Source organism: Seohaeicola sp. (genome assembly GCF_048006315.1).
Taxonomy (GTDB): Bacteria; Pseudomonadota; Alphaproteobacteria; order Rhodobacterales; family Rhodobacteraceae; genus Seohaeicola.
The window spans coordinates 2,101,113-2,116,895 of the sequence record NZ_CP180350.1; the positions used below are offsets into that span (position 1 = coordinate 2,101,113).

The window sequence follows — 15,783 nt, forward strand, 5'->3', positions numbered from 1 at the left end:
ACCACCTGCTCCCTCTGACCCCGGATCCGATCCATGCCCTTTATCGTCTCAGCCGTCACCGCGATCGCGGGGGCGATCAGCGGGGTTCTGGCTGCAGGAGGCATTGGGGCGGCGCTGTTGCGGATTGGCGGCACGCTTTTGTTGTCGGCGGCGGCACAGGCCTTGATGCCAAAGCCGCAGACGACGATGCAGGCTCGCACGGTCACGATCCGAGAGCCCGTGGTTCCCCGCGATCTGGTTTATGGCCGCACCCGCAAGGGCGGCGTAATTGTCTTTCTGCATTCTTCGGGGTCGGACAATAAATTCCTCGATCTGGTGATCGTGCTTGCGACCCACCGGGTTAAATCCATCGGGGCCATTTACTTTGAGGGCGAAATGGCTCTCAACGCTGACGGCGCAGCACAGGGGCGTTGGACCGGAAAGGTCCTTGTCGAGAAGACCCTTGGCAATGCCGATCAGACGGCCTTCGTGGGTCTGAAATCCGCGCTGCCGGACAAATGGACCGAGAACCACCGCCTTCGGGGCTGTGCCGCGATCCGGTTGCGGCTCACTTATGATCAAGACGCCTATCCTGGCGGCATTCCGAACATCACGGTCGATCTTGAGGGCAAGGACGACATCTGGGATCCTCGGACCCAAACGGTGGGTTACTCAGAAAACCCCGCCCTTTGCCTTGCAGATTACATGGCCAACAGCACTTGGGGCATCGGCGCCCGCATTGGCCAGCCCGATGGAATTGATGAACTGTCCTTGGTCGAGGCGGCCAACATCTGCGACGAGGCCGTCCTGCTGGCGGGCGGTGGGGTCGAGCCACGCTATGCCTGCAATGGGGTGATTACGCTTTCCGAGGTCCCGAAAACGATCATCGAGGGGATGCTGTCGTCCTTCGCTGGGCGCTGCGCCTTCTCGGGCGGGGCTTGGCGCATCCATGCAGGTGCTTGGCGCGCGCCTGATGTCGCGCTGACCGCAGACCATGTTCGCGAGGGCGGGCTGACGCTGGCGACGCGGGTGACAATGTCATCGAACTTCAACGGGGTCCGGGGTCAGTTTGTCAGCCCTGAGAACGACTGGCAGCCGGATGACTTCCCGGCCTACGGCTCGGATGTTTACCTTGCCGAGGACGGTGGCGAGCAAAAATGGCGTGATATCTCGCTACCCTTCACAATCTCGGCGGCGATGGCCCAGCGTCTCGCCAAGATCGAGTTGGAGCGTGCGCGGCGGCAAATGACGGTGCGGCTCTCGGGCAAACTCTCGGCCTGGGCCGCAACCGTTGGGGACGTTGTAACGCTCTCCTACGCCCGCTGGGGCTTTGCCGCCAAACCCTTTGAGGTGCATGGGGTGAGCCTCGATCTGACGGCTTCGGGCGATGGGGCGCTCCTCCTGCCCGAGTTAGTTCTGCGCGAAACCTCGCCCTTGGTCTATGATTGGTCAGCGTCTGAGCAGCAGATCTACGCGGCGGCCCCACGCACAGCGCTGCCCAATGCCTATGATATTCCGGCGCCGGGACCACCAACCGTCACCGAGGATCTCTACATCACCCGCGATGGTGGCGGGCTGAAGGTGCTGGCCCGTGTTGTCTGGGAAGCGGCTCCTTCGGGGTTTGTTGCTGCCTATCAATTGCAGGCACGCCAAGGCGCAGGGGATTGGCTGGATTATGGCCGCACTGACGGGACCAGCCTCGAGATCCGCGACATTGCACCGGGGCCATGGGAATTCCGGGTGAAAGCACTCTCCGTGCTGGGGGTGTCGTCCGCTTGGCAGGAGGCTCCTGTGGAAATCCTCGGGCTGACGGCACCGCCAGCGGGCTTGGACAATATCACGCTTCAGACGGCGGGTGGTCTTGCCATCCTGAAATGGTCCCGCTCGGTCGATCCGGATGTGCGGGTGGGCGGCAACATCGTGATCCGGCATTCGAAGGAAGCGACCGCCACTTGGGCCGACAGCTATTCGATGGACCGGGTTGGAGGGGGCGAGGCCATCGCCGTCGTGCCCTTGAAGCCCGGCACTTATCTCATTCGCGCCGAGGATAGTGGTGGGCGCGCGGGGCCAGAAACCCGGGTCTCGACCAAGGGCGCCCAGGTCTTGGCCTTCTCGACCTTGGACTTCCTGCAGGCCGAGCCCGGCTTCAACGGAGCAAAAACGGGTCTGCAGGTTAGCGGCTCAAACCTGACGCTGGCCACGACAACGGTGGATAACGTCACACAAGTCACCACGCTCGAGGGCCAATACTCTTTCGCAGCCGGGCTGGACCTTGGCGCGGTGAAACGCGTGCGGCTGCGCTCTGAGATCGGCGTAGCGGCGCTGGCCTTGAACGATCGCATCGATGCACGCACGGCCTTGATGGACACATGGGCGGACTTCGACGGCTCCGCTGGTGCTGAAATCGACGTGCTCTTCGAGATCCGCGAAACCGATGACGATCCGAGCGCGAGCCCTGTCTGGGGTCCCTGGGGCCGCTTGGACAACCACGAAATCGAGGCCCGTGCACTGGAAGCGCGGGCGCATCTTTCGACGCAGGACGCGTCTTACACGCCCATCGTCAGCCAACTGCGGCTTTATGCCGATGAGGTCGCGTGAGCGCCCACACGTCTTTTTGATTCAGAACGGAAAATGCTGAAATGGCGCAAACATCCAGCTTTACGATCGCGAACGATGCCGGGGCCGCCGTGCGGGCCCGCATCAACGAAGTAATCGCGGCCCTGCAATCGACCAGCGCGGGGGCATCGGCCCCTGCGGCGACGGTCGCGGGCATGCTTTGGGTCGATACATCCGTATCACCGGCCGCCCTGAAGCGCCGCAATGCCACGAACACCGGCTGGGACACGCTCTTGGATGCGGCGGGCAATCTGGCAGGGCTGGCGAACACGGCCGTAGCGCGCAGCAATCTCGGGCTTGGCTCGATGGCGACCAAGGCCGCACTGGATTATGACGCTGTGATTGCCGGAAAGGCCGATCTCACAGGGGCCAGTTTCTCTGGGATCGTTACCGCGCCGAACTTTGTCTCCTCCTCAGACGCCCGCCTGAAATCCGATATCGAGACCATCGCAGATGCGCTGGCGTTGGTTGGCGCGCTCAGAGGCGTGCGCTTCACCATGAATGGCACCCGTCAGATCGGGGTCATCGCACAAGAGGTCGCGCCGGTGCTGTCCGAGGTCGTCCGTGCGGATGATACCGGTCAGCTCTCGGTCGCCTATGGCAATATCACCGGCCTTTTGATCGAGGCCGTCAAGGAACTATCCGCCCGCGTTGCGGCTTTGGAGGAGGATCGCGCATGAGTGACGATGGCTTCATCGATACGATCAATGCGGTGTTCGGCGGGGCTGTCACCACGCTGATCGGCGCGCTGACGGGTCGGCTGATGTGGCATTCCGGCGAGGTGAAACTCGGGCGCCGCCGCTTCTTCGGCAAGGAGCTTCTTTGGGAAATCCCCGTGGCCGTGGGCATGGCGCTGATTGGCGAGGCGGCGGCAAATTATATCGGCCTGACGCAGCCGGTCTCGACAGGGTTCGTGGCAACCCTCGCCTATCTCGGGCCGCGTGGGGCGGAAACGCTGCTGACGGCGTGGTTTTGCCGGAAGAAGTGACCGCGCGCCCCAGAACACACCACCACCCCAGACGCCGCCCAATCCCGGGCGGCGTTTTCTTTTGCATGGGAACGACAGATGACCCCTTTTGACATTGCCAAAAGCTATATCGGCACGACCGAAGGCCCGGGGCCGGAGAACAATCCGGCCATCCTCAAGATGTATGCCAGCATTGGGCAGGACTGGGTGGAGCATGACGAGGTGGCCTGGTGCGCGGCTTTTGTCGGGCATTGCCTTGAGCGTGCCGGGATCCGATCCACCCGCAAGCTGACGGCGCGGTCCTATCTTGACTGGGGCGTGCCGGTAGAAATCGCGGACGCTTTGCCCGGCGATATCGGCGTCATTCCGCGTGGCCGCTCCAGCTGGCAGGGGCATGTGTTCTTCATCGATCGCATCGAGGGGGCGTGGGTCTATGCTTTGGGCGGCAATCAGGGTGACGCGGTCAACGTGCAGCGCTATCCGGCGGCAAAGTTGCTGGGCATTCGCCGTGCGGGAAACGTCGAGCCGCGCGTCGCGATGAGCATCCAAGAGGTCCAGCGCCGCCTAAAATCCCTCGGCTATCACGAGGTGGGCAGCATAGATGGTCAGATCGGACCTCGAACCCGGGCGGCGATCCTTGCCTTCCGCAATGACAATGATCTGGCGCGCGATCCGGTGATTGATGTCGCCCTGACAGAGGCCCTAAGCGCAGCACAGCCCCGCCCCGTGTCGCCCGAGCGGACCATCGGTCGCCCTTCCGGATCGCGCATTGTCACCGCTGCCAATACGCAGATCGCGCTGGGGGCTGTTGGATCGGCGGGGATTGCGATTGGCGAATTGGCGCCTCTTGTAGCGCAGGCCGAGGACGGGCGGGATCTGGCGACAAGGGTTCTCGATCTGATTGGGCTTGGGGCCCAGGCGGGTGCGGTTCTGCCGATCCTTGGCGCCCTCCTCTTTCTCGCCATCATCGCTTTTGCCCTGAAATCCCGCGCCGCCCGGATTGAGGATTATCGCCGGGGGAAAACACCATGATCGTCGTGCAGGCGCTCATCACCAGCCTCGGGCGGCGGCTGAGCCTCGCGGCCGCCCTTCTCGGAGTGGTTCTGTTGGCGCTTTGGGTCGCTGTTCGCAAAGGCCGCAACGCCGCGAGGGCCGAATTTGCTATTCGCACTGCCGAGGCCCGCATTCGTTCCCTCACCACCGCAAAGGAGGTCCGTCATGAGATTGAGGTCTTGCCTGAGGCTGAGCGCGATCGCCGTCTGGATCGCTGGATGCGGGATTGATCCGGGCGCAGCTGGTGGCGCCTGCGACTGGGCAGCCCCGATCCGGCCTTCGCGCGGGGATCACCTGACCGAGGGCACCGCGCGCCAGATCCTGACCCATAATGAGACCGGTGCAGCGCTTTGCGGGTGGCAACCATGAGCGTTACCTCGCCCCAGACAGGCCCAGTGATCCTGATCGGCTATGAATACCGTCTGCAGTTGCAGGCCGAAGTGGATTTCTTTCCGCAAGAGGCGCTCTTCACCGGCCAACTGCGCCGCATGGTCGCCGACGGCGCCGTGCTTGGCACCCTTTCCACAGCAAATGGCGGGGTCCTGCGCTTGGATGATCGGACCCTCGAGATTATTCTGCCGCCAGAGGTGACGGCAGCGCTGTCGCCCGGCCGTGTGGTGCTGGATCTTGTCCGCACCGATCTTGCTCCTGACCGGCATCTCGGCGTCTTGCTGGAGATCCCCGTGGTCTTGCCAGTCACGAGGCTCCCCGCTTCCGGGGGGCTCTGAGCCATGGTGACATCGCTGGACCTGCGTCGTCTCACGGGGCCCATCCGCATTGCCGTGACCTCCTCAGCACCCATTGCGCTGCGCTTGTCCAGCGGACCGATCGGGATCCGCGTGTTGGGCCTGCCCGGGCCGCCAGGTCCCATCGGCCCCCAAGGCGACCCCGGTGCGCAAGGCGTGCCGGGCGTGACGCTCCTGCCCACTGACACCCCTATCAACGGAGGCTTCTTCTGATGGCCAATACGATCCAACTCAAACGCCGCGTCTCAGGGCTTGCTGGCGCACCGCCCGCCCTCAAATCCGGCGAGCTTGCCCATAACGAGGTCGATGACACGCTTTATATTGGCAAGGGCGACGATGGCGGGGGCAATGCCACGACCGTCGTGCCGCTGGCAGGCTTGGGCGGGTTCATGGCCCTGTCCGGCAGCCAGACCATCGCCGGGGCCAAAACCTTCACCACCGTCCCGAAATCCAGCCAAGACGCCAGTGCCGCCAGTGATCTTGTGCGAAAGTCGCAGCTTGATGCCGGGCTCGCCACCAAGGCCGCACTCAGCCATGCCCATGCGATCAGCGATGTCACGGGGCTGCAGGGCGCGCTCGATGGCAAGCTCGGTACGACGGCCAATGCCGTCACAGCCTCCAAGCTGGCAACGGCACGGACCATAGCGCTCGCGGGGGATCTCTCGGGCTCGGTCAGTTTTGACGGCTCGGCCAATGTGACAATCACCGCCTCTGTGGTCGATGACAGTCACGCCCATGTCATTGCCAATGTCGACGGGCTGCAAGCGGCACTGGATGCCAAGGCTCCGCTGGTCTCTCCGGCGCTGAGCGGTGTTCCCACCGCGCCGACAGCCACGACCGGGACCAACACGGTGCAACTGGCCACCACCGCCTTTGTGCAACAAGCCATCGGGGCCTTTGGCGCCGGTGACATGCTGGCTGCAACTTATGACAGCAATGCCGATGGCAAGGTCGATGCGGCAGACCTGGCCGATGCTGTGCCTTGGGCGGGTATCACCGGCAAGCCCAGCAGTTTTGCTCCCGCCCCGCATGCCCATGTCACGGCCGATATCACCGGCTTGCAGGCGGCCCTTGATGCCAAGGCAGGTCTTGCCTCGCCAAGTCTGACCGGCATCCCCACAGCCCCTACCGCCACTGCGGGCACGAACACAGCGCAACTCGCCACGACAGGGTTTGTTGCGGCAGCCATTGGCGCGCTGATCGATGCAGCCCCCGGCGCAATGGATACACTCAATGAACTGGCCGCAGCCCTTGGCGATGATCCGAACTTCGCCACAACCGTGACCAATGCCCTGGCAGGCAAACTGACCGCGGCTTCAAATCTTGCGGATCTGACCAATGGCGCAGCCGCGCGCGGCAATCTGGGGCTGGGCAGCATGGCCACGCAATCTGCCGGAGCCGTGGCCATCACCGGTGGCAGCATCAACGGCATTGTACTTGATGGAGGCACGTTCTGATCATGGCAAACACGGTTTTGGTCAAACGCAGCACGCAAGCCGGCCGGATCCCGACCACAGCGCAGATCGCGGCCGGGGAACTCGCGGTCAATGTCGCGGACGGCAAGCTGTTCTTGAAGCGCATCTCAGGCACCGAGAGCATTGTCGAACTGGGGCAGACAGGGCCGCAGGGGGTTCAAGGGCCCGCAGGCCCCACCGGAGTTCAAGGCCCCGCCGGGGCAGACGGCTCGCCCGATAGCGCAGCACAGATCCTTGCAAAGCTTGTGACCGTCGATGGCGCAGGCTCGGGTCTTGATGCTGATCTTCTGGACGGGATCCAGGCCAGCGCCTTTGCATTGCTGTCAGGGGCGACCTTTACCGGCACCGTCACAGCCCCGGATTTTGTCACCACCTCCGATCTGCGGCTCAAGTCCGACATCGCAGCGATCCCCGATGCGCTGTCCAAACTGCAGGCCCTGAGAGGCGTCACCTTCTGCATGGCCGGGTCCGACCGGCGCCATATGGGGCTGATCGCGCAAGAGGTCAAAGTCGTGGCCCCAGAGGCCGTGATCGAGGCCGAAGGCGTGTTGCGTCTCGCTTACGGCAATCTCATCGGCCTTCTGGTCGAGGCCATCAAGGACCTCGCGCATCAGGTCGATCAGCTCAAAAGGATCCTCTCATGATGCAAACCGGGCTCATTGCCATCACCCATTGCGGGGGCCCGCTGCAGTACGCCGTGGACGTCAAAGCCAACTATGTCGGGATCGCCGTCTTTGAGCGAGTCCCACCCGGCACCAGCGCCGGCATGGCCGGTGTCATGCTCTGGGCCGATCTGCGCGCGCATCTCGAGATCCCGCCCATCCATGGCAACAAGGCAGGCTTCGTCGATCTCGAACATGATGAGGTCTTGATCCCGGATCTGCCGGGCACTGCCCATGGGGCGATCTACAAGGGGCGCTCCTACATTTTTGCCGATGGCATGAACGGCGTGGATGAGATCGTCGATTACGCCCTTTTGGACATCGCCATCGGTCCGGGCGGCAAGCCCCTCTCCTGGCGCAACCGCTTTGCCCAATCCGCGCGCGAGAAGATCGATGTCTCTTTCCGCCACCGCGCTCGCCACGCCATTGCCAATGCGCTGGTGGTGTTCTTGCCCTTCGAGGTCCCCTTTGATCAGGCCCGCATCGAAGTGCTCTGCGAGACCGACCCGATCTGCCTGAACGGCACGGTGATTGCCGGGCGGATCAATGATGGAACGATCCCGCAGGATGGGCAGTGGTTCAAGCAGTTCTACTATTCGGCCCGCTCTGACAGCGTCACGGTCGCCCCAGGTGGGCAGGTGGATGTGCCCTTCCAGCTACTCTGGAACGCGGATGCGTCCCCAGTGCTGCGGGCTGCCACCTTCAAGCTGGACGCCGATGCGGGCTATCTGCCGCGCCGCCGGGTCACGACCGATGCAAACGGGCAAGGCCTTGTCACCGTGGAGGCGCGCGGGTTGCAGCCCGGCGATGTGATCGGCGTGAAGATCAACACCGAGCATTATACCGCCATTGGCAAGCTGCGCGTGGAGGTAACGCCATGAGCCTTCGGATCGCGACCAGCACCGAATTGCAGATGATCTATCCGGCCTTTGTGATGCACAAGCATTGGGCAATGCCGGAAGGGTTCGACGATCGGCTTTATGCGCTGGCGGCAGAGGATGCCGCCGCAAACCGCATTCAGGATGAGGGCGACGCCCGCAATGTGGGCGATCAGACCAATCATCTGGGCCATCTGCGCCATAACTTCCTGATGGACCGGCGGGACCCGGCGATTGCCGTTCTGGCGCAGATTGTGGCGGCCGGGGTGCGCGAATATCTGCAGCTGGCTTACGGCTATGATCATGCGGGCGAGATCCGGATGATGTCAGACACGTTCTGGCAGCGCAGGTCCGCGCGCGAGAATGTCGGCATCAACACCCACACCCATATCCAGACCGACATTGTCTGCACCTATTACCCGCGGGTGGTGCTGGACGCCGATTGTCCCGAGACCTCGCTGCATCGCGGCGCGGTGCGGTTTTACGACCCGGCCAATATCGGCAAGCGGCTTTGGCCCTGCCGCACCCCAGACGCCTATATTGGTGGCTGGTATGCGGTGGAGCCGAAGACCGGCTCGATGCTGATCTTCGAGGGCCATGTGCCCCATGACAGCACCTACTTTGAGGGCGAAGAGCGGATGTGCATTCCAGTTCTCTGTTCGCTCGCCCTTCCCAATTCCCATTGCAAGGCCGGTCTCACCGAGATTCTGGCCCATCAAGCCCAAGGAGAGACCCATGGCCTATAAGGTTGGCACCACCATCGTGATTGATGACGCAGGTTTGGTGGATTGGGCGCGCATTGCCAACAAGCCCGCGATTGGCTCTGGCACGCTGACAGCGGTCACACTGACCAATACATCGCCCAGCTCGGGCGCGGATATTGTCAGCAAGCCAAATGCCTGGAGCGCCAATTGCTATGTCGAAAGCCTGTCGGGCGGCGGCACATCGGGGGCGGTGAACATCACGGCAAACCGCCGGAGTTTTAACTGCAACTGCAATTGCCGGTGCTGAGCATGGAGGGGCTGAGGATGGAGGCTCAAGCCACATCGATTGACCTCTGGCCGACGCGGGTCTGGTTTTTTGAAACGCAGCCGGACTGGGAGGTGAATAGGCAGCTGGCCGAGGAGGCTCTGGCGGCGGTTGATATGCCCGATGGGGCCATGCATCGAGCCTGTGGGCCTGCGCCGAGTGGTTCCATTGCCATAGGCAGGCTCAACACATCAGGTGGGCAACCGACGCCCTCGACCCTCCACCGGCAAAGCCCACCCAGCGCATCCAAGCGTCGGGTGCGCGGCATTTTGGAACGCAGCGTAGCGGGTCAGGCGCTGAAAGCCCATCTCTTTGCCTGCGCGCGAGCCGTTCTTGGGCCTTGGGCTCCCTATCTTGATCCTGACCATTGCGAAAACCGCGTGCTGGTGATGATGCCGGGCGGCTTCATCTCCACCCATAAGGACAGCCGCGAGGGCGATCTCACTTGCGTGCACTTCCTGACCGGCGGTGGCGCGGGGCAGCCGGTGAATTCCGTGGGCACCCCGCGCTTTGTGATCGAGGATCCATCGCGGTATTTTGACGAGGGGCGGCTGCCTTACGAGGACAGGCATGGCTTCTCGGTCCATCCGCGCCCTGGGCTCTCGGTCTTCTTCCCCTCCCATATTCCCCATAACCAGCACCCCTACGAGGGGCGCACGCCGCATGTGCAGGTCGTCGCAAACTTCCGCGTGAACCTGCCCAGCGCGATCGAAGAAAGGCTTTTTGACTGATGTGGTTTGATCTGACCCTGGAAGCGCGGGATGGCAGCCGCCATCACGCCCGCTACAACGCGCACACGTCCGAGTGCGAGGGGCTGCCGTTAGCCGTCGAGCCGGGGATCTTCACGCCGGTGCCACGCGTGGCGAAGGATCGCCCGCTCGGCAAATCGCACGCGCCTCGTGTGTTAAAAATCCAGCTGGGGCTGTCGTGCAATTACGCCTGCAGCTATTGCAACCAGGCGGTTCAGATTGCCGATGCGACTGTCTCAAAGCTGGCGGATGTTGAGGCGTTTCTGGCAGGGCTGGACGGTTGGATCGAGGGTGCGCCGGAGAAGATCGAGCTTTGGGGTGGGGAGCCGTTTCTCTATTGGGCGAAAATCAAACGGTTGGTACCGGCGCTGGCAGCGCGGTTTCCGGGGGCGTCCTTCTCGATCATCACCAATGGTTCGCTTCTCGATCGCGAGAAGCTCGACTTCATTGCCGAGCATGATATCGCCATCACGATCAGCCATGACGGGCCGGGGCAACATCTGCGCGGGCCTGATCCGCTGGAGGATCCGGAAAAGCGGGCGTGGATCGAAGTGCTGCTGGCCGAGCGGCCGGACAAGACCGGGTTCAACGCCCTTCTGACGCGGGAGCATCATGATCTGGCGGCGTTGAAGGCATGGTTCGCTGAAAAGGTCGGGCCGGATGTCTTCGTGGGGCTTGAGGGGGTGGTGAATGTCTATGACGCGGCGACCGCCATCGGGCCGGGACGGTTTGAGAGGGCAGAGTTGAACAGCCTTACGCGATCGATCTTTGAGGCACTGGTTGAAGACCCCAACGCCTTTGGTCTCGGCGAGCGCATCGACGAATTCTTTACCTCGATCCAGCGGCAGCGCCCCGTTGAGGCCCTCGGCCAGAAATGTGGGATGGACCGGGAGGACACGATCGCCGTCGATCTGCGGGGCAATGTCATGACCTGTCAGAACACGGGGGCAAAGGGATCGCATAAGATTGGGCATGTGGCGGAGTTCGATGCCATCGCGCTCGATACCGCGACGCATTTTGCCTTCCGAGAGGAATGCATGTCATGCCCTGTCGTTCAGCTCTGCAAGGGGTCCTGCATGTTCCTTGAGGGGGAGTTCTTTGCGCAATCCTGTGCCAATGAGTTTGCGTTTAATATGGGGATCATGATGGCGGCCGTGTGGTGGCTGACGGGGATGGTGGTGGTTGGCGTACTCCCCGTCCCGCGAGATGCGCACCTGATCAATTGTGGATTGTGGTAGCCGACGCAGGGGCAAAGATCGTCTCCAAGTAGATTACAGGGCTTTTCTGTCTCAGTCGCGGCATCAGGACTGAGTAGACATTGATCGGTTGGACAGAGCGAGATCCATCAAGCTCGTCAAGTCAACCATATGCTGCCTCAATGGCCCGGCAACGTCCAATGTGGCCACAGAAAGTGTCGCGTCTGAATTTTTCGCGCCGATCCCATACCGTGTGAAGACCGGACTATTCGGCAATTCACCATGATGCGGGTAGAGCAGCATGACATTCGGACAGTTGTAGAGCTGGCTATAGGTCATCAGCTGATAGACATCCCCCTGGCTGACGCCCTGTTTCGGATCGTCGATCTGCGGGGTCATCCGCTTCCATTTGGTGTCGATGACCATCACGACCCGCTCACCCTGCCGGATGATCACATCGGGCTTCGTGCGAAATCGGCCTGCCTCTCCTTCGAACAGACAGTCGCGATGGCCACCTTGTGCTACAACCCGCAGACCGCTGCCGGCCAATGCGCGGGGCAACAGACGGGCGACATAATTTTCGAACAGGGTGTTCATCTCGAAGAGCAGCGCGTGACCATCGACCGATCCCGCGCTGGTCTGCTGATGCCGGTCCGACAGGAACAGCCGTGCGAAGGACACAAGATCGCGCCAGCGTTGGTTGGTTCGATCAAGCGTGATCAGGTCCCAGCGCAAAGCCTTGACCGGCACATCGGTAACATCGGCATAGGCGAAGCTCAGCTCGCGCAGCATCCGCTGATTGTCTGGTGCCTGAGCCAGGCGCTGCAGGCGTGTGATGGCGGCGCGCATCACTCGGTTCAGTGCGATATCAGGGGACAGGTCATCGAAACGGCAAGCCAGCTTTTGGGGCGCAACGGCGTGTCGCGAGAATTGCCGCGTGACGTCCAGCCGACCGCGCATGGAAGGCAGGTCGTCTTCGTGCTCCAGATAGCGCCGGGGCATGCCTTGGCGCACAGCATCCGCAAGGCGTCTACAGAACAGCCGGATCAGCAATTCCAACACGGTGTCCCGTTGCCAGCCAAGCTGCGCCAAGGACCCCGCATCGATGGGCAGGTCGTGCACGACCCCCAGCATGTGGATCAGCCGTGTGCGCAGGTCGGTGTCATGGGGTTTGCGTTCTCCCGGCCCTTCGATCTTCGGCAAAATCTCGAGCTGGCACCCCTGAGCTGCGATGACACCCACCACGCCACGGGCGCGCAGGCTCTTGCGGCCATGCTCCAACACGCCTTCACCTCCACGGCCCGCGAAGGCGGAACGCTGCGCGATGGTCGCGATCCTGTCGGCCAGCACCTCGGGGATCGAATCCTCATCATCCTCCCCGTAGCCGATGCGCTGCCATTCACGCAGGGTGCGGCGGATCATGGGCCCAGCAGCCGCGTATAGCTGAAGCCCTCTTCGGCACTGCGAACCGACCACCGAAACCGAGGGAGTGCCTCGCCGTTATCGAGTCCCGGCGGCGCCTGGAGTGCCGAGCGGTTCAGAAACCCACCGCTGATGTCGCGGTCATGCGTTTCCAGGTCCCCCAGCACTGCGGCGATCCTGGCCCAGTCTTCGAAGAAATACTCGGCCAGAAGCGGGATCACCTTGTGTCGCATCACCTTGTCGACATCACCACGTGTTTCGCAGCCGGTGAAATAGGCATGCCCGATCTGATGCTCGCGGTCATAGAGGTACTCGATGCGATCATTGATAGTGGTCAGTAACGTGGGCAAATTGATCTTAGTTCGCTCCGCTGCGTCTTTAAGAACGGCCGGATCAGGCATCAGCTCACGGAAGGTGAAACGCCGCCGCAATGCCGTGTCCAGCAGCGCAATCGAGCGGTCGGCTGTGTTCATCGTGCCGAGGATGTGCAGGTTCGATGGAACCCCGAATTCATCCCCCGAATACGGCAGACGCACCTTGATCTGGTTCGGCTGACCGAGCCGTTTGTCGGATTCCAGCAACGTGATCAACTCCCCGAAGACCTTCGAGATATTGGCACGGTTTATCTCGTCGATGATCAGAACGAAGGGTTCCGGGTCAGCTGCTCCTTCGACGCGCTGGCTGTTCATATAGCGTTCGAGAGCTGGCACGTTCAGTTCGCTATCATAGAGCAGATAGATCGATTGCTGCATGAAACGGCGGGAGTAGATTTCATCGATGGGAACACCCTCGCGATCCACCCAGAGCCATTGGACCGCGCGACGATGTGCATAGTCACCTTCCGGTCGCGGCGCGAACTCGTATTCGCCGGTGAACAGGCCAATCGCACGAAACCTAGAATTGCCCTTCGACACAATGACGACGTCGCCTGTGCGGATCCAGTTACGAAACCGAAACGGCATATTAACTGCGCCGGAACGACTATCGATCTCACCGCTCTGCGTGCTGTTCGCCTTGCAAGCCGCAAGAATGGCCTCCCGGCTGGCATATTTTTCATCACTCCAATCGATATCCTCAAATCCGAGCACCGCGTACCCGCCCTTGATCGCATCCTCGAACAGGTGGGCATCCTCGGGGTTGTTCGCTTCGCCGATCGACATCTTGAACACTTGCCGTCCAGCAATCTGGACACTGTCTGCAGTCGATACGCGCCCTCTGCTGGTCTCAGCACGCTTTGCAATGCGCCGAAAAGTTCCCGGCACGGTTTCGAGCCTGAACCCGGCTGAAGCCGCGCTCTCGCCATCGTCGGACCCAGTCATAGGCTGCCGCCCCTCGACGAAATCCTCATAGGCCATCGACTGGTGAAAGGTCACAAACTCGATCCTCCCCGCCGCCAACAGGCGCTGATACACCGCCATCAACGCTCCGTCGCCAGTCGGCACCGGCTCACCACACAGGCGGACAGCTTCGGCTGTCGTGGTGTAGGTTTTTCCAGTGCCGGGCGGGCCATAGAGAATGAGATTTTGTGCCATAGCTGCGCCAACCCTAGCTGTTGTCTCGATATCCGTCTCGGCCGGTTCCTCCGCTTCCCATAGGCGTGCCAAAGCTCGGGCCGCAGCTGGTTTGATCAGGATACCCGAGGATTGCGGGCTCCAGTCCTGACCCGCGATCTTGCTGGTCAATATGTCCAGCGGCACGAAGGCATCCAGCGCTGGATCCCGGATATCCTCGAATTCGACGTCGATGAAATCAGCAGTTTCGCCGGCTGCCGCGCGCGCATTCTCCCAATGGGTATCGGGGTAAGGTGCCTTGGCCACCCTGCCGCGGGCAATCACCCCGCGTGGATCCTGACCCGTTCGGAGCAGGTATACCCGGTCGTCAACCTTCGGTTTCTTCGAGCTGGTCCGCCAAGAATGCGTGACAGTCTCGCCCGCAACCGTGGTGGCGCGGTCTTCCGCGAATGACTGCCAGTCCCATTTTGCGGGGTTCCAGCTGACCAAATAGGTCGCCCCGCGGTCCCGCCACTTGCTTTCAATATCTGGCTCATAGGAGTCGATCGCCCGGCCATGCTCAGTGTCGAGCTTCTTTCGCAGCTCCCCAATGGCTGCATCGAGTGAAGCGGTGTCCATCTTGTTGGCATCCCGACGGGTGACCACGCCGAAGCCTTCGAGGATTTCTCGCTTGTGACGCGGGCTGGAAATGCGCTCAAATTCATCAGGAAACAGAAGATGCGGCAGGATATGGCGCAATTGCCGCCCTTCTACCCCCGGCGCGGCGTCAAGGAACGCGGTGAACCGGTTTGACTGCGCGAGGTTTTCCTCGCGTTGATCCGGCGGCAGCTTCTTCCAGAGCTGAAGCGCTCCGATCAGAAAGCTCAATTCGCGCCATCTGTGGTTCTTGTAGGCCTGCCCCGTATGGCCGAGACCTTCGAGAATATTATGATTCAGGAAAGTGACGTCATCGGGCAGGTCGTCACCGGACCAAGCCCACATCTCCTTGATCCTTTCGACTTTCGTCGAGGCTTTCATGTCGCTGGGGAAAACGAACAGCAACCAGTGCAGCTCGGCCATGAGTTTGCGACTGTCGGGCGAGCCAGCCCCAACCTGCTGCCCAAGTTTGACATAGTATGTGCCGTCACCTTCATCGGGGTTCTGTACGAATGAACGATCAAGCTCTTCCAGGTTCTCGGACGTCCAGAGCGTTAGGCCGGGCTGCAATAGGGATCCATCGCGCAACAAACATTCCGCCGCAAACTCGCGCATTGCGGGATAGAGTTTGCTGTTGTCATGATGTGGGTTAAACCTCGCCATGCAATCTCGTCCTTCCAGAAATTGTATTTCTCAAACAGCAGATTGTTCCGCTCTGCCGTCGGCGTCTGCTTATGCCCGAGCGCGGCATATCCCGTACTTATTCAGTTGGAACCTGAATGCGCAACTTCAGCCTTGTTCGAACATACTGAAATTCGGGCCTCTCCTCTAGCTAACGGTCACGCGCTGCCCGGGAAGCGACAG

General features: G+C 61.8%; 15 protein-coding genes. 13 read left to right on the forward strand and 2 right to left on the reverse strand.

Features of this window, described 5'->3' with window-relative positions; translation table 11 throughout:
• Positions 1–33 precede the first annotated feature (33 nt).
• The 13 genes from ACMUJL_RS10655 to ACMUJL_RS10715 all read left to right on the forward strand — a co-directional run bounded on the left by ACMUJL_RS10655 (position 34) and on the right by ACMUJL_RS10715 (position 11,392).
• A complete protein-coding gene (locus tag ACMUJL_RS10655; RefSeq protein WP_375568372.1) occupies positions 34–2,577 on the forward strand; it encodes a phage tail protein in 2,544 nt (847 codons plus the stop codon).
• Positions 2,578–2,618: 41 nt separating this feature from the next.
• Positions 2,619–3,275, forward strand: coding sequence for a tail fiber domain-containing protein (locus tag ACMUJL_RS10660; protein WP_375568370.1), 657 nt, complete (start codon positions 2,619–2,621; stop codon positions 3,273–3,275).
• The gene (locus ACMUJL_RS10665) at positions 3,272–3,583 is read left to right on the forward strand and encodes a phage holin family protein (protein ID WP_375568368.1); all 312 of its coding nucleotides are present in this window, start codon (positions 3,272–3,274) and stop codon (positions 3,581–3,583) included. The genes ACMUJL_RS10660 and ACMUJL_RS10665 overlap by 4 nt, the downstream gene beginning before the upstream one ends.
• A gap of 78 nt (positions 3,584–3,661) precedes the next feature.
• Positions 3,662–4,594, forward strand: coding sequence for a TIGR02594 family protein (locus ACMUJL_RS10670; RefSeq protein ID WP_375568366.1), 933 nt, complete (start codon positions 3,662–3,664; stop codon positions 4,592–4,594).
• Positions 4,591–4,845 (forward strand): hypothetical protein, encoded by a 255-nt coding sequence (locus ACMUJL_RS10675; protein WP_375568364.1) that lies wholly within the window; start codon positions 4,591–4,593, stop codon positions 4,843–4,845. The genes ACMUJL_RS10670 and ACMUJL_RS10675 overlap by 4 nt, the downstream gene beginning before the upstream one ends.
• Positions 4,846–5,010: 165 nt before the next feature.
• Positions 5,011–5,343, forward strand: coding sequence for a hypothetical protein (locus ACMUJL_RS10680; protein ID WP_375568362.1), 333 nt, complete (start codon positions 5,011–5,013; stop codon positions 5,341–5,343).
• Positions 5,344–5,573: 230 nt separating this feature from the next.
• Entirely contained in the window at positions 5,574–6,818 is a 1,245-nt protein-coding gene (locus ACMUJL_RS10685; RefSeq protein ID WP_375568360.1) for a head decoration protein, read from the forward strand.
• A gap of 2 nt (positions 6,819–6,820) precedes the next feature.
• On the forward strand, positions 6,821–7,480 hold the full coding sequence (locus tag ACMUJL_RS10690) for a tail fiber domain-containing protein (protein WP_375568358.1): 660 nt from the start codon (positions 6,821–6,823) through the stop codon (positions 7,478–7,480).
• On the forward strand, positions 7,477–8,379 hold the full coding sequence (locus ACMUJL_RS10695; RefSeq protein ID WP_416914252.1) for a hypothetical protein: 903 nt from the start codon (positions 7,477–7,479) through the stop codon (positions 8,377–8,379). Before ACMUJL_RS10690 ends, ACMUJL_RS10695 begins: the two co-directional genes overlap by 4 nt.
• Positions 8,376–9,122 carry a hypothetical protein gene (locus ACMUJL_RS10700; RefSeq protein ID WP_375568354.1) on the forward strand — a complete coding sequence of 249 codons (747 nt, stop codon included), beginning with the start codon at positions 8,376–8,378 and terminating at the stop codon, positions 9,120–9,122. The genes ACMUJL_RS10695 and ACMUJL_RS10700 overlap by 4 nt, the downstream gene beginning before the upstream one ends.
• Positions 9,112–9,387 carry a hypothetical protein gene (locus tag ACMUJL_RS10705; protein WP_375568352.1) on the forward strand — a complete coding sequence of 92 codons (276 nt, stop codon included), beginning with the start codon at positions 9,112–9,114 and terminating at the stop codon, positions 9,385–9,387. The genes ACMUJL_RS10700 and ACMUJL_RS10705 overlap by 11 nt, the downstream gene beginning before the upstream one ends.
• A 2-nt stretch (positions 9,388–9,389) precedes the next feature.
• Positions 9,390–10,136 carry a hypothetical protein gene (locus tag ACMUJL_RS10710; protein WP_416914253.1) on the forward strand — a complete coding sequence of 249 codons (747 nt, stop codon included), beginning with the start codon at positions 9,390–9,392 and terminating at the stop codon, positions 10,134–10,136.
• Positions 10,136–11,392, forward strand: a complete 1,257-nt coding sequence (locus tag ACMUJL_RS10715; protein WP_375568348.1) for a radical SAM protein — start codon at positions 10,136–10,138, stop codon at positions 11,390–11,392. The genes ACMUJL_RS10710 and ACMUJL_RS10715 overlap by 1 nt, the downstream gene beginning before the upstream one ends.
• 63 nt (positions 11,393–11,455) lie before the next feature.
• Here the strand turns inward: ACMUJL_RS10715 and ACMUJL_RS10720 are convergent, their stop codons facing one another.
• Positions 11,456–12,772 (reverse strand): McrC family protein, encoded by a 1,317-nt coding sequence (locus ACMUJL_RS10720; protein WP_375568346.1) that lies wholly within the window; start codon positions 12,770–12,772, stop codon positions 11,456–11,458.
• Positions 12,769–15,582, reverse strand: a complete 2,814-nt coding sequence (locus ACMUJL_RS10725) for an AAA family ATPase (RefSeq protein WP_416914254.1) — start codon at positions 15,580–15,582, stop codon at positions 12,769–12,771. The genes ACMUJL_RS10720 and ACMUJL_RS10725 overlap by 4 nt, the downstream gene beginning before the upstream one ends.
• Positions 15,583–15,783 lie beyond the last annotated feature (201 nt).

Coding starts and splice junctions, on each gene's coding strand:
- ACMUJL_RS10655 (WP_375568372.1), top strand. CDS start 34: ATGCCCTTTATCGTCTCAGCCGTCACCGCGATCGCGGGGGCGATCAGC.
- ACMUJL_RS10660 (WP_375568370.1), top strand. CDS start 2,619: ATGGCGCAAACATCCAGCTTTACGATCGCGAACGATGCCGGGGCCGCC.
- ACMUJL_RS10665 (WP_375568368.1), top strand. CDS start 3,272: ATGAGTGACGATGGCTTCATCGATACGATCAATGCGGTGTTCGGCGGG.
- ACMUJL_RS10670 (WP_375568366.1), top strand. CDS start 3,662: ATGACCCCTTTTGACATTGCCAAAAGCTATATCGGCACGACCGAAGGC.
- ACMUJL_RS10675 (WP_375568364.1), top strand. CDS start 4,591: ATGATCGTCGTGCAGGCGCTCATCACCAGCCTCGGGCGGCGGCTGAGC.
- ACMUJL_RS10685 (WP_375568360.1), top strand. CDS start 5,574: ATGGCCAATACGATCCAACTCAAACGCCGCGTCTCAGGGCTTGCTGGC.
- ACMUJL_RS10690 (WP_375568358.1), top strand. CDS start 6,821: ATGGCAAACACGGTTTTGGTCAAACGCAGCACGCAAGCCGGCCGGATC.
- ACMUJL_RS10695 (WP_416914252.1), top strand. CDS start 7,477: ATGATGCAAACCGGGCTCATTGCCATCACCCATTGCGGGGGCCCGCTG.
- ACMUJL_RS10700 (WP_375568354.1), top strand. CDS start 8,376: ATGAGCCTTCGGATCGCGACCAGCACCGAATTGCAGATGATCTATCCG.
- ACMUJL_RS10705 (WP_375568352.1), top strand. CDS start 9,112: ATGGCCTATAAGGTTGGCACCACCATCGTGATTGATGACGCAGGTTTG.
- ACMUJL_RS10710 (WP_416914253.1), top strand. CDS start 9,390: ATGGAGGGGCTGAGGATGGAGGCTCAAGCCACATCGATTGACCTCTGG.
- ACMUJL_RS10715 (WP_375568348.1), top strand. CDS start 10,136: ATGTGGTTTGATCTGACCCTGGAAGCGCGGGATGGCAGCCGCCATCAC.
- ACMUJL_RS10720 (WP_375568346.1), bottom strand. CDS start 12,772: ATGATCCGCCGCACCCTGCGTGAATGGCAGCGCATCGGCTACGGGGAG.
- ACMUJL_RS10725 (WP_416914254.1), bottom strand. CDS start 15,582: ATGGCGAGGTTTAACCCACATCATGACAACAGCAAACTCTATCCCGCA.